Origin of the sequence: Citrobacter gillenii, from assembly GCF_013337685.1 — a bacterium.
In the GTDB taxonomy this organism is placed as follows: Bacteria; Pseudomonadota; Gammaproteobacteria; order Enterobacterales; family Enterobacteriaceae; genus Citrobacter; species Citrobacter gillenii.
This window is the reverse complement of sequence record NZ_SUQN01000007.1, coordinates 345,377-359,951: the sequence shown is the minus strand read 5'-3', so window position 1 is coordinate 359,951 and position 14,575 is coordinate 345,377. Positions and strand designations below refer to the sequence as shown.

Below are 14,575 nucleotides of genomic sequence, written 5' to 3'. Positions count from 1 at the left end.
GCTTAGATGATAAAGGAAAGCAGGAATGTGCACGCGAGTGCAATCACCGACGCGATAAATGTCGCGGTCGTATAGTATTTAAACGTCTCATTCAGGGTAGCGCCGCAGTACTGCTTCACCAGCCAGAAGAGGGAATCGGTGACGATTGTGCAGCCAATCGCGCCGGAACCGATGGCAATGGCAATGATCTCCGGGCTGACGTTGGGATAGAGCGGCAGCATGGGTGCCACAATTGCCGTTGCGCCCATCATCGCCACCGTGGCAGAACCCACCGCAGCGTGCAGGATCAGCGCCACCAGCCAGGCCAGCAGAATCGGGTGCATATGCATGTTTGAAAGAATCAGCGCCAGCGTATCCGCCAGTCCGCTGCTCTTCAGAATGGCGTTGAACGCGCCGCCCGCACCGATAATCAGCAGGATGTTGGCAATGGATCCAAAGCCATTTTCAGTATGGGTCAACAGTGCGCCCATGCCGATATGCTGGCGCAGACCGAGAATGTAATAGGCCACAAACACGGCGATAAACATGGCGGTGATCGGGTTGCCGATAAACTCCAGCAGCGTATACACCGCGCTGCCTTTCGCCATATTCAGTTCAGCGACGGTTTTCATCAGCATCAGGCCAATCGGCAGCAGCACGGTAAACAGCGTGGCACCCAGCGACGGCAGCGTGTTTTCGTCGCGTACCTTCAGGTCGGAAAACTCAGCCGGTACCGGTTTAAACGGCAGACGATTGCCGAGGAATTTCAGGTACAGCGGCCCGCCGATCAGCGACGCCATCAGACCCACCAGTAAACCGTAAACGATCACTGTACCAATATCGGCACCCAACTTGTTCGCCACGAACAGGGCCGCCGGATGTGGTGGGACGACGCAGTGCACCGCCATCAGTGCTGTACACAACGGGATCGCCAGCTTCAGTAGCGAGGTATTGGTTTTTTTGGCGATAGAAAACGCCAGCGGAATCAACAGCACCACGCCGACTTCAACAAACAGCGTGATCCCGCAAATCAGACCGACCAGCACCATAATGACGTCAGCGGAAAGCCAGCGGCAGCGCTGTAGCGTCAGGCCGATGCGTTCTGCCGCGCCGGACACTTCCATCATTTTTCCGAGAATAGTCCCCAGACCGATAACCGCGGCGAGGAAGCCCAGCGTACCGCCGATACCACTCTCAATGGCATTGACCATATCCAGTGGACCCATACCCATCATCGTTCCCACAAAGAAGCTGGCTAACAGCAGCGCCAGAAACGGGTGGAATTTGAACTTCACGATGGTCAAAACGATCAACACGATGCTTATCAACAACGTGCTCACAACCCAGATTTGAGAGTGCATTTCTCACCTTGCCCTGTGATTAACCTGACTTTATAGCCTGGGTCTATTGGACAAAAATAAGGCACTCGCTGACAAACGATAAAAATCCTCTTTCACATGAGTCAGATTGAATCAAATGGGTGATTTACCTCTAATAATGGCCTAATAATGCGATATGGTTCACTCTGATTCATCTTTGCGCTGATTTTTACAGCGGTTTTTTTTACACTTCGGGGAAAGATTCAGGATGAAAGAGGTGAGTATGGATCCCGTACGCGAGGTCAGAAATCGGCTGCTCAATGGCTGGCAACTGTCAAAGCTTTATACCTTTGAAGTGGCGGCCAGGCATCAGTCGTTTGCGCTGGCAGCAGACGAACTGTCGTTAAGTCCCAGCGCCGTCAGTCACCGTATTAATCAACTGGAAGAGGAACTGGGCATCCAGTTGTTTGTCCGTTCACATCGAAAAGTCGAACTCACGCACGAAGGCAAGCGGGTGTTCTGGGCGCTGAAATCTTCTCTGGATACGCTTAATCAGGAAATTCTCGATATCAAAAACCAGGAGCTGTCCGGGACGCTTACCGTCTACTCGCGGCCCTCCATCGCCCAGTGCTGGCTGGTTCCCGCGCTCGGCGACTTTACCCGTCGCTATCCGTCGATTTCACTGACCATGCTGACAGGGAATGACAACGTCAATATGCAGCGTGCCGGTATTGACCTGGCCATCTATTTTGATGATGCGCCGTCTGCGCAGCTCACGCATCATTTCCTGATGGACGAAGCGATCTTGCCGGTGTGCAGCCCGGATTATGCCCGCCGCCATGATCTTACCGACGCGCGGGTGAACCTGTCGCACTGCACGTTGCTGCATGACAGGCAGGCGTGGAGTAATGATTCAGGGACCGATGAGTGGCACAGCTGGGCGCAGAATTTTGCAGTGAATTTGCCGACATCATCGGGCATTGGCTTCGATCGTTCCGATTTAGCGGTGATTGCCGCCATGAACCACATCGGCGTGGCGATGGGACGCAAGCGGTTGGTACAAAAACGCCTCGATAGTGGAGAACTGGTCGCTCCCTTTGGCGATATGGCGCTGAAATGCCATCAGCATTATTACATCACTACGCTACCTGGCCGGCAGTGGCCGAAAATCGAGGCGTTTATTAGCTGGCTGCAGGAGCAGGTAAAATAATCGAGGTGAGCCTCGAATATTTTTACGCTTTCTCTCTACACCCGGCGTCAGAAATCATGCTAAATACGTGAATCACACCTGATGATTTACTTGAGGATCACCGTGTTAAAGCCGCTTGCTTCTCTGTTGCTGCTCGCCAGCGCCACTGTCTATGCGGCACAACCTCCGCTGACGGCAGCACACTACGCCCAACAACTGGGTGTGGGGATGGACGTGGATTGGGCGCGCACTGAACGGGGCATCCGCGAGTTTGACCCGCTGGTGGTAAGAGATTTCCAGGCGAAGGGGCTCGCCCATGTGCGTATTCGCGTGGCCGGAGAACCCACTGAGGCCCGGCTTATCCATCTGCGTAAGCTGGTGGAAGCCTGTGAACACTATGGCGTGATCCCGATTATTGCTTATCAGGCGGACGAGTATAAAAAAGACCCCAGCATCAGCAATGAAAAAGAGGTGATTAACTGGTGGGTGGCCGTCGCACATTACTTTGGTCAAGGCTCGCCGTTACTGGGTTTTGACCTGATCTACGAACCTGCTGATAAGCTCAATCACAATCAGGCGTCGCTCAATCGGGTGTATGACAAAACGATTCGTATGATTCACGCTATCGATCCCCAGCGTATGATTTTTGTCGCACCCCGTCTGCGCGCCGCGCCGGAAGAATTGCCGAGCCTGAAGCTACCGCCGCAAAGTCAGAACACCGTGCTGGCCGAGTGGCATGTCTTCCCGTGGGGGCCGCTAAAAAACAACGGTAAGTATCCGTGGACGTCGGGTACAGCGGCAGAAAAGACGGCGATTCGCGCCCGCATTAACAGCGCTGTTCACTGGCAGCAGAAGACCGGTCATGTCAGTTGGGTCGGGGGATGGGCGCCGGGAGAGACGATCAAAAATGTGCCTTCGGCCTCGCAGATGGCGTTTGCCCGCTTTATGGCCTGTGAACTGAAGAAAGCAAAAATTCCCTATGCTATCAATGCAGATACGCAGTTTTATGATGGCGAGGAAGGGGCCTGGCGTCCGGCGCTGGAACCGTTGCTGAATACGATGATTGCGCCTGAATGTGAAAAGCCCGGCGAGAAACCGGGCCATCACACGCTTAAACCGCCTGCTCCTGATGAGACACGCGTGACGCCAGCGGCAACCAGCACACCAGAATCAGCACACCCATAAGGGTCATCAGCAGACCCAGGCTAGCCTGTCCGGTCTGAGGCATCATCGCGGAAAGCCACGCCAGCACGCCGGAACCAATATTTTGCAAACCACCCACCAGCGCCCCGGCGGTACCTGCCAGGAACGGGAAGGGTTCCATCGCGCCGCTGGTGGCGAGCGGGAACAGCATCCCGGCACCAAAGAAGAACAGCGCGGCGGGGATCAGTAACGTCCAGACGTTCATCACGTCAAGCAGGCCCGGGATCCACATCATCAAACCAGCCACCAGGCAGCAGATAACCGACTGCCACATCAACGTTGAGAAGCGCTTGTTCGGGCGACCAGCGAACCACGCACCGAAAAACGCCGCCGGGATCGGCAGAATAAACAGAATACTGACCGCCATGCTGCTCAAGCCTAATCCTGCGCCCAGCAATACCCCGGAGCAGGCTTCGAAGACGGCAACGCCCGCCAGTCCGCCGATGAGCATCAGTACGTAACAGGTGAATGCGCCGTTGCCAAATAGGGTTTTGTAGCTGGCGATAAGCCGTGGGCGCGGCGCACCTGCAGGACGCGTTTCCGGCATCCAGCGCGCCATGCTAAACGTTACGCCTGCGCACAGAATCAACAGGAAAATATAGCAGGCACGCCAGTTCCACATCGTGTCCAGCACGCCGCCAATCAGCGGCGCTAACAGCGGGCTGACAAGAATACCCATGTTTAACAAACTGTTAGCATGACGTAGCTGGGTACCTTCATACAGATCGCGCGGTAAGGTTCGCGCCATTACGCCGCCGACGCCCGTTCCCATTCCCTGAATGGCGCTGGCGATAATCAATACCGTCAGGCTATGGGTAGTAATGGCGACCAGCGTAGCCAGCATAAAAATAGACATTCCGGTGAGGATCACCGGACGGCGCCCTACCCGGTCGGAAAGGGGACCGTAAACCAGCTGCGACAAGCCGTAGGTCAGCAGGTAAGCCGCCATTACACTTTGCACCGCTCCTTCGCGAACGTTGAGTTCACGCGCCATATCGGCAATGGCGGGGATATAAATGGTTTGAGCCATCTGGCCTACCGCCACCAGGAGTACCAACATCAACAACAAATTGACGCTTCTATGCCTTTTCATTTCGCTGATTACTTTTAAAAAAGAGAAAAAAGAAGAATAAGGTGCTGAACATTCCGCTAAATGCGCGTGGAATCTACCACATTAAAAAAAGAAGGCCATATTGATCACTACAAAGGCGGTAAGGGAAGCGGCAGGAAATGTAAACAAATAGCGGCAATAAATGTTGCCGGAATGCATCCGACTATTCTGGAGGATGGAGAAGGCGCGATCACGACAAACGGAGCAAAATCGCCCCGGCGGCAATCCCGGCAGCAGCAAAAATGCGTATACCGGCGACTTTTTCTTTCAGTATCAGCCAGGCGAGCAGGGCACCAAACAGGATTGACGTTTCCCGTAACGCGGCGACCACTGCCAGCGGGGCCTGTGTCATTGCCCACAGTGCCAGACCGTAAGATCCCATGGTGCCGATACCGCCCAAAATGCCTTTCTTCCATTGCTGCGCCAGATAGCGTGATGCCTCCCGGCGTCGGGCGATCATCGCCCAGGTGAGCAGACAAGATCCGTTGAGAAAGAAGGTCCACAGCGTATAGCCCAACGCGGTCTCTGAGAGTCGTACCCCGGTGCCATCCACCAGCGTATAGCCAGCAATAAAGCAGGCGTTAATTAACGCCAAAACAATTCCCTGCTGTGAGCTGCTGCGCCCGTTAAACGCCATGCCGAGGATTGCCATACAGATGGTGGCGATACCCACCCAGGCGAGCATTGACAGACTATCGCCGAGAAACAGAACGCTGATGATCGCGACCAGCAGCGGGGCAGTACCGCGCATTAAGGGATAGGTCTGGCTCATGTCCGAGACCTGATAGGTCTTGGCGACCAGCACGGTATACACCACCTGTAACGCGGTTGAGACCGCTAAGTACGGCAGGCTAGCTGCTGAGGGATGAGGTGCAAAAGGCAGTAAAATCAAGGCCATGACTGCAGCCGATCCGCTGACGCTAATGGCGGAGTACAACTTGTCGTTTCCTGCTTTTACGATAGCATTCCAGCTGGCATGGAGCAGTGCGGCGAACAGCAAAATGCAGAAAACAGAAAGCGTCATAGCGGTATTCGTCCCTGATAGCGTCATAAAAACGTAACATATTGTCGAGCTACGCGCACCTGGGTAACGGTGAAAGGGGAGTGGTTACCCACTCCCCTTTAGTGCGACTTGAATCTGAGTTATTTAATGTACTTCAGAACAGCATCAAGTAGTTGCAGTGCAGCAACAATGAGTTTCAGGATAAGAATGGTGATATCCACGAGGCTCATACGCTCTCCTTTTGGTACAAGGAGCACGGTGCTGGCGTACCTCGCCGCTGCCTGTTGCCAGCACCTTTGTTGACATAACACAGTGTGCTCACACGGGGGTTAAGGCGCTGACGGCACCACCCGTTTCAGCCAGGACTTTTTTGCGCCGGTTTACTCTGCGGCCCCCGCATAACACATTGCGTACGGTGACATTATAGATAAATACTGTATAAATGAACAGTATTTTATGGACGTAATGCTATGACTGAATCATACTAAAAAACGTCAAAATTCGTGCCGAAATTGCGTGTTCTTCGCAGAACGCGTATACTTTTTGCGTTGACATAACACAGTGTGTCCAGCGGAAACCAACCGCACAACGCTGATGAAAACCTCGCTCCGGCGGGGTTTTTTGTTTTTGCACAACATACAATGAAACGTGATCGTTGACGCATTTTTACGCAGATGAAAATTTTTCCATTGTCACGCTGAAAAACCTGTGTTTGTATAAATCCTGTTAACCAACAAACAGACAAGGCCCCTAATGAACCCTTCCATGCTGACAGCGACCCTACTAAAAACTGCGCCATCTCGCGCAGTGGTCGTCGTGCGTGTGGTGGTGGTCGTCGGCAATGCGCCGTAGGGTCCGGAACACACGATTCCAAAACCCCGCCGGCGCAAACCGGGCGGGGTTTTTCGTTTAAGAGACCCACCCGGATACGCAGGCCCAGAATAAAAGGACTGGAGCATGGCAAGTTCGGGCATAACATCCAAGCGTACGCGCTTTACGGGCGCAGAATTCATCGTTCATTTCCTGGAGCGCCAGGGCATTACGGTGGTCACCGGTATTCCGGGCGGCTCGATTCTCCCCGTCTACGACGCTTTAAGCCAAAGTACGCAAATCCGTCATATCCTGGCGCGTCACGAACAGGGCGCGGGGTTTATCGCCCAGGGCATGGCGCGAACCGATGGCAAACCTGCCGTGTGTATGGCCTGTAGCGGGCCGGGGGCCACCAATCTGGTGACGGCTATTGCCGATGCGCGACTGGATTCCATCCCGCTGGTGTGTATCACCGGCCAGGTTCCGGCCTCGATGATTGGCACCGACGCCTTCCAGGAAGTCGACACCTACGGCATTGCGATTCCCATCACCAAGCACAACTATCTGGTCCGCCATATCAATGAATTACCCCAGGTTATGAGCGATGCCTTCCGCATTGCGCAGTCAGGCCGTCCGGGCCCGGTGTGGATAGACATTCCTAAAGATATCCAAACCGCCGTGTTTGAGATTGAATCGTTGCCTGCACCGGCTGAAAAAGCACCCGCGCCAGCCTTTAGCACGGAGAGCATCCGCGATGCCGCTGCGATGATTAACGCGGCCAAACGCCCGGTGCTGTATCTTGGCGGCGGAGTCATTAACGCCCCTGAGCGGGTGCGTGAACTGGCAGAAAAAGCGACGTTGCCCACCACCATGACCTTAATGGCGCTCGGCATGCTGCCAAAAGCGCATCCACTGTCGTTAGGTATGCTGGGGATGCACGGCGCGCGCAGCACCAACTTTATTCTGCAAGAAGCGGATTTATTGATCGTTCTGGGAGCCCGTTTTGATGACCGGGCGATCGGTAAAACTGAGCAGTTCTGCCCGAATGCAAAAATCATCCACGTGGATATCGACCGCGCGGAGCTGGGTAAAATCAAACAGGCGCATGTGGCGATTCAGGCGGATGTAGATGAGGTGCTGGCACAGTTAATCCCGCTGATTGAAGCGCAACCGCGTGAAGCCTGGCATCAGCAGGTGTCCGACCTGCAGCAAGAATTTCCGTGCACCATCCCACAGGAAAAAAATCCGCTCAGCCATTATGGGCTGATTAACGCGGTTGCTGCCTGTGTGGACGACAGCGCGATCATCACCACCGACGTCGGTCAGCATCAGATGTGGGCGGCGCAGGCTTACCCGCTGAACCGTCCGCGCCAGTGGCTGACTTCCGGCGGCCTTGGCACCATGGGGTTTGGCCTGCCTGCGGCAATTGGCGCGGCGCTGGCGAACCCGGATAAAAAAGTGCTGTGCTTCTCCGGCGACGGCAGCCTGATGATGAATATTCAGGAAATGGCCACCGCCAGTGAGAATCAGTTGGATATTAAAATCATCCTGATGAATAACGAAGCGCTGGGGCTGGTGTATCAGCAACAAAGCCTGTTCTACAAACAGGGCGTGTTTGCTGCCACCTATCCGGGGATGATTAACTTTATGCAGATTGCCGCCGGTTTCGGTCTCGAAACTTGCGATTTAAACCACGAAGCCGACCCGCAGGCGGCATTGCAGGCGATTATCGATCGTCCGGGACCGGCGCTGATCCACGTGCGTATCGATGCGGAAGAAAAAGTGTATCCGATGGTGCCGCCGGGCGCGGCAAATACAGAGATGGTGGGGGAATAAGCTATGCAACAGCAGACTCATGACAACGTAATACTTGAACTCACCGTGCGTAACCACCCCGGCGTAATGACTCACGTTTGTGGCCTGTTCGCCCGTCGCGCGTTTAACGTGGAAGGCATTCTCTGTCTACCTATTCAGGACAGCGACCAGAGCCGCATCTGGCTACTGGTCAATGATGACCAACGTCTGGAACAGATGATCAGCCAGATTGATAAACTGGAAGATGTGGTGAAAGTCGCGCGCAACCAGTCCGACCCGTCGATGTTTAACAAGATAAGCGTGTTCTTCGAGTAATCCGTTCAAGGCTTGAACGATGAAGTGTATATCGTTAAGGTAAGCGCCTTTGCCGGAGGGCGGCGTAAACGCCTTATCCGGCCTACCACGGCTCCCGCCCGTAGGCCTGATAAGCGTAGCGTCATCAGGCATCCCACACGCCAGGACAACATTCATGACAACCATTGCACTGATAGACGATCACCTTATCGTCCGCTCCGGCTTTGCGCAGCTGCTGGGGCTTGAACCCGATTTGCAGGTTGTGGCTGAGTTTGGTTCAGGCGCTGAGGCGTTGGCGGGATTGCCTGGCCGCGGCGTGCAGGTGTGCATTTGCGATATTTCGATGCCGGATATCTCCGGGCTGGAGCTGTTAAGCCAGCTCCCCAAAGGGATGGCGACGATTATGCTCTCCGTGCACGACAGCCCGGCGCTGGTGGAGCAGGCGCTAAACGCCGGGGCGCGCGGCTTCCTCTCCAAACGCTGTAGCCCCGATGAGCTGATTGCAGCAGTACACACTGTAGCGACCGGCGGCTGCTATCTCACGCCGGATATCGCTGTCAAACTGGCGGCAGGGCGTCAGGATCCGTTGACCAAGCGCGAGCGTCAGGTGGCGGAAAAACTGGCGCAGGGCATGGCGGTGAAAGAGATTGCCGCCGAGTTGGGCCTGTCGCCAAAAACGGTGCATGTGCACCGCGCTAATCTGATGGAAAAACTGAACGTCAGTAACGACGTTGAGCTGGCTCGACGGATGTTTGACGGCTGGCAATGAACACCTTTTTCTCTCGCTTAATCACCGTTGTCGCCTGCTTCTTTATCTTCTCCGCCGCCTGGTTCTGCCTGTGGAGCATTAGCTTGCATCTGGTGGAACGCCCGGAGCTGGCGGTACTGCTGTTCCCGTTTGGCCTGCGGCTGGGGTTGATGCTGCAATGTCCACGTGGCTACTGGCCGGTGCTGCTGGGCGCGGAATGGCTGCTGATTTTCTGGCTGGCGCAGGAAGTGGCGCTGGCGCACTTCCCCCTGTTGATGACCGGTAGCCTGCTGACGCTGCTGACGCTGCTGCCTGTGACGTTGATCTGGCGCTATCGCCATCAGCGCGACTGGCGTGCCTTGTTGTTGCAGGGGGCGGCGCTGATTGCCGCGGCGCTGTTACAGTCGCTGCCGTGGCTGGGGCAGGGAGAAGTCGCGTGGACTGCGCTGCTGCTGACCCTGACCGGTGGACTGACGCTGGCCCCTATCTGTCTGGTGTTCTGGCACTACCTGACCAGCACTACCTGGCTACCGCTCGGGCCGGCGGTGGTCTCCCAGCCGGTGAACTGGCGTGGGCGGCACCTGGTGTGGTACCTGCTGCTGTTCAGCGTCAGCCTGTGGCTGCAGTTGGGCTTGCCGGACGAGCTTTCGCGCTTTACACCGTTTTGCCTGGCGCTGCCGATCATCGCACTGGCCTGGCATTACGGCTGGCAGGGCGCGCTAATTGCCACGCTGATGAACGCCATCGCGCTGATTGCCAGCCAGACCTGGCACGATCATCCCGTTGATTTACTGCTCTCGCTGCTGGCGCAAAGCCTGACCGGGCTGCTGCTCGGTGCGGGGATTCAGCGTCTGCGAGAACTCAACCAGTCGCTGCAAAACGAGCTGGCGCGTAATCATCGGCTGGCAGAACGCTTGCTGGAAACCGAAGAGAGCGTGCGCCGCGATGTGGCGCGCGAACTGCATGACGATATCGGCCAAACCATCACCGCCATTCGCACCCAGGCGGGCATTGTCCAGCGGCTGGCCCCGGAGAATGCGGGCGTGAAGCAAAGCGGGGCGCATATCGAGCAGCTTTCGTTGGGCGTCTACGATTCGGTGCGTCGCCTGCTTGGGCGGTTACGCCCACGCCAGCTCGACGATCTGACGCTGGAACAGGCTATTCGCTCGCTGCTGCGCGAAATGGAACTGGAAAGCCGCGGCATCGTCAGCCATCTCGACTGGCACATCGACGAGTCGGCACTCAGTGAAAGCCAGCGGGTGACGCTGTTTCGCGTCTGTCAGGAAGGGCTGAACAACATTGTGAAACACGCCAACGCCAGCGCGGTGACGCTTCAGGCCTGGCAACAGGACGAGCGGTTAATGTTGGTGATTGAAGATGACGGCTGCGGTCTGCCGCCGGGCTCGAATCAACAAGGATTTGGCCTGACCGGCATGCGTGAGCGCATTACGGCCCTTGGCGGATCGCTCTCGATTTCCTGCACGCATGGCACGCGCGTCAGCGTGTCGTTGCCTCAGCGCTACGTGTAAGGAGCATTGATGCTGACGTTTTTTAAAGCCCCGGCGAATGCGCCGCTTATCACTGATAAACACGAGGTCGACGCCCGTTACCGCTACTGGCGGCGTCATATCCTGCTGACCATCTGGCTTGGCTATGCGCTGTTTTATTTCACGCGTAAAAGCTTCAACGCCGCGGTGCCCGATATCCTTGCCAGCGGCGTACTCACCCGCAACGATATTGGCCTGCTGGCAACGCTGTTTTACATCACCTATGGCTTGTCGAAGTTTGTCTCCGGTATCGTCAGCGACCGCTCCAACGCCCGCTATTTTATGGGCATCGGGCTGATTGCCACCGGGGTGGTAAACATCCTGTTTGGCTTTTCCACTTCGCTGTGGGCGTTTGCCGTACTGTGGGCGCTGAATGCCTTCTTCCAGGGCTGGGGGTCGCCGGTGTGCGCCCGTCTGTTGACGGCCTGGTACTCGCGTACTGAACGCGGCGGCTGGTGGGCGCTGTGGAACACCGCGCATAATGTTGGTGGGGCGTTAATTCCGATGGTGATGGCCGCCGCCGCGCTGCACTACGGCTGGCGGGCCGGGATGATGATTGCCGGGACGATGGCGATTGTGGTTGGCATTTTCCTCTGCTGGCGACTGCGTGACCGCCCGCAGGCCATCGGCTTACCGCCGGTTGGCGACTGGCGGCACGACGAGCTGGAAATCGCCCAACAGCAGGAAGGGGCAGGGCTGACCCGTAAAGAGATCCTCACTAAATACGTGCTGCTGAACCCGTATATTTGGCTGCTGTCGCTGTGCTATGTGCTGGTGTACGTGGTGCGTGCGGCGATCAACGACTGGGGCAATCTGTACATGTCGGAGACGCTGGGCGTTGATTTGGTCACCGCTAATACGGCGGTCACCATGTTCGAACTCGGTGGGTTCATTGGCGCACTGGTGGCGGGTTGGGGATCGGACAAACTGTTTAACGGCAATCGGGGGCCGATGAACCTGATTTTTGCCGCCGGGATTTTGCTCTCAGTCGGCTCACTATGGCTGATGCCGTTTGCCAGCTATGTGATGCAGGCGGCGTGCTTCTTCACCACCGGATTCTTTGTCTTTGGCCCGCAGATGTTGATCGGCATGGCGGCGGCGGAGTGCTCGCACAAAGAGGCGGCGGGCGCGGCAACCGGGTTTGTTGGGCTGTTCGCTTATCTCGGCGCATCGCTCTCCGGCTGGCCGCTGGCAAAGGTGATGGAAGTCTGGCACTGGACCGGGTTCTTCGTGGTGATCGCCATTGCTGCGGGTATTTCCGCACTATTGTTGCTGCCGTTTTTAAACGCTCAGGCGCCGCGCAACGTCAGCGAAGCGTGATGCACCTCACCTTTTTGCCCTGAGTGGGGCAAAACTAAGAAATTTTCCCGGTTCCGCCTGGACGCTGTCTCAGGCGTCTCTGCCGACTGATTTTTACAATGCCTGCTATTCGCAGGTATAAAAATTAGCTCGGGAGTGTCCTATGCTGGCCTTTCTAAACCAGGTGCGCAAGCCGACCCTGGATTTGCCGCTCGATGTGCGGCGCAAAATGTGGTTCAAGCCGTTCATGCAGTCTTACCTGGTGGTTTTCATCGGCTACCTGACCATGTACCTGATCCGCAAAAACTTCAACATCGCGCAGAACGACATGATCACCACCTACGGGCTGAGCATGACGCAGCTGGGGATGATTGGTCTGGGCTTCTCCATCACCTATGGCGTGGGTAAAACGCTGGTCTCCTACTACGCTGACGGCAAAAACACTAAGCAGTTCCTGCCGCTGATGTTGATCCTCTCGGCCATCTGTATACTCGGCTTTAGCGCCAGCATGGGGCCGGGCACAACCAGCTTGTACCTGATGATCGCCTTCTACGCGCTGAGCGGTTTCTTCCAGAGTACCGGCGGCTCGTGCAGCTATTCGACCATCACCAAATGGACGCCGCGCCGTAAACGTGGTTCCTACCTCGGTATGTGGAACATCTCCCATAACCTCGGCGGTGCGGGTGCGGCAGGCGTGGCGCTGTTCGGTGCTAACGTGCTGTTCGACGGCCACGTCATTGGGATGTTTATCTTCCCGTCGATTATCGCGCTGATCGTGGGCTTTATCGGCCTGCGCTTTGGTAGCGACTCTCCGGAATCTTATGGTCTCGGTAAAGCAGAAGAACTGTTTGGCGAAGAGATCAGCGAAGAGGACAAAGAGACCGAAGAAAACGAAATGACCAAATGGCAGATCTTTGTTGAGTACGTGCTGAAAAACAAAGTGATCTGGCTGCTGTGCTTCTCCAACATCTTCCTGTACGTGGTGCGTATCGGTATCGACCAGTGGTCTACCGTGTATGCCTTCCAGGAGCTGAAACTCTCTAAAGAGGTGGCAATTCAGGGGTTCACCCTGTTTGAAGTGGGCGCGCTGGTCGGCACGCTGCTGTGGGGCTGGCTGTCGGATCTGGCGAACGGTCGTCGCGCACTGGTAGCCTGTGTCGCGCTGGCATTAATTATCGCCACGCTCGGTGTTTATCAGCACGCCAGCAACCAGTACGTTTACCTGGCTTCCCTGTTTGCCCTCGGCTTCCTGGTGTTTGGTCCGCAGCTGTTGATCGGCGTGGCGGCAGTCGGTTTTGTGCCGAAAAAAGCGATCGGCGCGGCCGATGGGATTAAAGGCACATTCGCGTATCTGATCGGTGACAGCTTCGCTAAGCTGGGTCTGGGGATGATTGCCGATGGGACGCCAGTCTTCGGCCTGACCGGCTGGGCGGGCACCTTCGCCGCGTTGGACACCGCCGCTATCGCTTGTATCTGCCTGATGGCTATCGTGGCCGTCTTCGAAGAACGTAAAATCCGTCGCGAGAAAAAAATTCAGCAGTTAAACATCGCTTAAGTGTGTAGTGGTAACGTTTTGCCCGCCTTTATGGCGGGCTTTTTTATGCCTTATGCGCCGTCCGGAATAGCGTTGACACGTTCGGCCGTCGACAGAGATGAAATTGCCGCTATGATGGGCGTCCTGTCGGGTAAGGGATGTGCGCATGATTTGGATAATGCTGGCCACGTTGGTGGTTGTTTTTATTGTCGGTTTTCGGGTGCTGACGTCCGGGGCGCGGCGTGCGGTTCGCCGGTTGAGCGAGCGTCTGGGTATTGATGTGATGGCGGTAGAATCGATGACCGATCAGATGGGAAAAGTGCAGGGTGAGGCGTTTTTACAGTACCTCCACCGACCTGACGAATCGCATCTGCAAAATGCCGCACAGGTGCTGTTGATCTGGCAAGTCGTCATTGTCGACGGTAGTGAGCAGAATCTGCTGCAGTGGCATCGTTTACTGCAAAAAGCCCGGTTGGCCGCGCCAATTACCGACGCCCAGGTGCGTCTGGCGCTCGGTTTTTTGCGTGAAATGGAGCCAGACCTGCAGGAGATAAATGCATTTCAAATGCGCTACAACGCCTTTTTCCTGCCTGAAGATGGTGTGCACTGGCTACACTGATATCAGATTTGTGATGATGGCTATTTGGCATCGCCGTCCGGCGGTGAAAGTTGTTAAAACGTTAAATTCGTCACATTTTTAATGTTACACTGCGTAACTTTTCTA

The 14,575-nt window shown here is 55.9% G+C and carries 14 protein-coding genes and 1 pseudogene; 10 read left to right on the top strand and 5 right to left on the bottom strand.

Going from position 1 to position 14,575, the window contains the following annotated elements; genetic code table 11:
- Positions 1–2: 2 nt before the first annotated feature.
- Positions 3–1,340, bottom strand: a complete 1,338-nt coding sequence (gene dsdX / locus FCH32_RS18460; RefSeq protein WP_096759009.1) for a D-serine transporter DsdX — start codon at positions 1,338–1,340, stop codon at positions 3–5.
- A gap of 241 nt (positions 1,341–1,581) precedes the next feature.
- On the opposite strand from dsdX, the gene dsdC reads away from it, so the two are divergent.
- Positions 1,582–2,508 carry a DNA-binding transcriptional regulator DsdC gene (dsdC, locus tag FCH32_RS18455; protein WP_174361332.1) on the top strand — a complete coding sequence of 309 codons (927 nt, stop codon included), beginning with the start codon at positions 1,582–1,584 and terminating at the stop codon, positions 2,506–2,508.
- 81 nt (positions 2,509–2,589) lie between these two features.
- The gene (locus FCH32_RS18450; protein ID WP_137399118.1) at positions 2,590–3,672 is read left to right on the top strand and encodes a cellulase family glycosylhydrolase; all 1,083 of its coding nucleotides are present in this window, start codon (positions 2,590–2,592) and stop codon (positions 3,670–3,672) included.
- Here the strand turns inward: FCH32_RS18450 and emrD are convergent.
- The 3 genes from emrD to tisB all read right to left on the bottom strand — a co-directional run bounded on the left by emrD (position 3,599) and on the right by tisB (position 6,034).
- A complete protein-coding gene (gene emrD, locus FCH32_RS18445; RefSeq protein ID WP_096759012.1) occupies positions 3,599–4,783 on the bottom strand; it encodes a multidrug efflux MFS transporter EmrD in 1,185 nt (394 codons plus the stop codon). The two genes, FCH32_RS18450 and emrD, sit on opposite strands and share 74 nt — an antisense overlap.
- Positions 4,784–4,991: 208 nt before the next feature.
- Positions 4,992–5,852, bottom strand: coding sequence for a DMT family transporter (locus tag FCH32_RS18440; protein WP_153880497.1), 861 nt, complete (start codon positions 5,850–5,852; stop codon positions 4,992–4,994).
- Positions 5,853–5,944: 92 nt separating this feature from the next.
- Positions 5,945–6,034, bottom strand: a complete 90-nt coding sequence (gene tisB / locus FCH32_RS18435) for a type I toxin-antitoxin system toxin TisB (RefSeq protein ID WP_115257124.1) — start codon at positions 6,032–6,034, stop codon at positions 5,945–5,947.
- A gap of 523 nt (positions 6,035–6,557) precedes the next feature.
- Here tisB and ivbL point away from each other — a divergent pair.
- The 3 genes from ivbL to ilvN all read left to right on the top strand — a co-directional run bounded on the left by ivbL (position 6,558) and on the right by ilvN (position 8,744).
- The gene (ivbL, locus tag FCH32_RS18430; RefSeq protein ID WP_096759014.1) at positions 6,558–6,656 is read left to right on the top strand and encodes an ilvB operon leader peptide IvbL; all 99 of its coding nucleotides are present in this window, start codon (positions 6,558–6,560) and stop codon (positions 6,654–6,656) included.
- 105 nt (positions 6,657–6,761) lie between these two features.
- A complete protein-coding gene (gene ilvB / locus FCH32_RS18425) occupies positions 6,762–8,450 on the top strand; it encodes an acetolactate synthase large subunit (RefSeq protein WP_096759015.1) in 1,689 nt (562 codons plus the stop codon).
- Positions 8,451–8,453: 3 nt separating this feature from the next.
- A complete protein-coding gene (gene ilvN / locus FCH32_RS18420) occupies positions 8,454–8,744 on the top strand; it encodes an acetolactate synthase small subunit (RefSeq protein ID WP_115257126.1) in 291 nt (96 codons plus the stop codon).
- 48 nt (positions 8,745–8,792) lie between these two features.
- Here ilvN and FCH32_RS23500 read toward each other — a convergent pair.
- Positions 8,793–8,876: pseudogene (locus FCH32_RS23500) on the bottom strand (hypothetical protein); the annotation flags it as partial.
- 22 nt (positions 8,877–8,898) lie between these two features.
- Here FCH32_RS23500 and uhpA point away from each other — a divergent pair.
- From uhpA to FCH32_RS18395, 5 genes are all read left to right on the top strand, one after another.
- Complete coding sequence (uhpA, locus tag FCH32_RS18415; RefSeq protein WP_096759017.1) at positions 8,899–9,492, top strand: response regulator transcription factor UhpA; 594 nt, start codon at positions 8,899–8,901, stop codon at positions 9,490–9,492.
- Positions 9,489–11,000 (top strand): signal transduction histidine-protein kinase/phosphatase UhpB, encoded by a 1,512-nt coding sequence (gene uhpB, locus FCH32_RS18410; RefSeq protein ID WP_174361318.1) that lies wholly within the window; start codon positions 9,489–9,491, stop codon positions 10,998–11,000. The genes uhpA and uhpB overlap by 4 nt, the downstream gene beginning before the upstream one ends.
- Before the next feature lie 9 nt (positions 11,001–11,009).
- Positions 11,010–12,338: an MFS transporter gene (uhpC, locus tag FCH32_RS18405; RefSeq protein ID WP_096759019.1), complete on the top strand. Its 1,329-nt coding sequence runs from the start codon at positions 11,010–11,012 to the stop codon at positions 12,336–12,338.
- A gap of 142 nt (positions 12,339–12,480) precedes the next feature.
- A complete protein-coding gene (gene uhpT, locus FCH32_RS18400; protein ID WP_174361317.1) occupies positions 12,481–13,872 on the top strand; it encodes a hexose-6-phosphate:phosphate antiporter in 1,392 nt (463 codons plus the stop codon).
- Positions 13,873–14,017: 145 nt separating this feature from the next.
- Entirely contained in the window at positions 14,018–14,470 is a 453-nt protein-coding gene (locus FCH32_RS18395) for a DUF1198 domain-containing protein (protein WP_096759021.1), read from the top strand.
- The last annotated feature ends 105 nt before the right edge of the window (positions 14,471–14,575 follow it).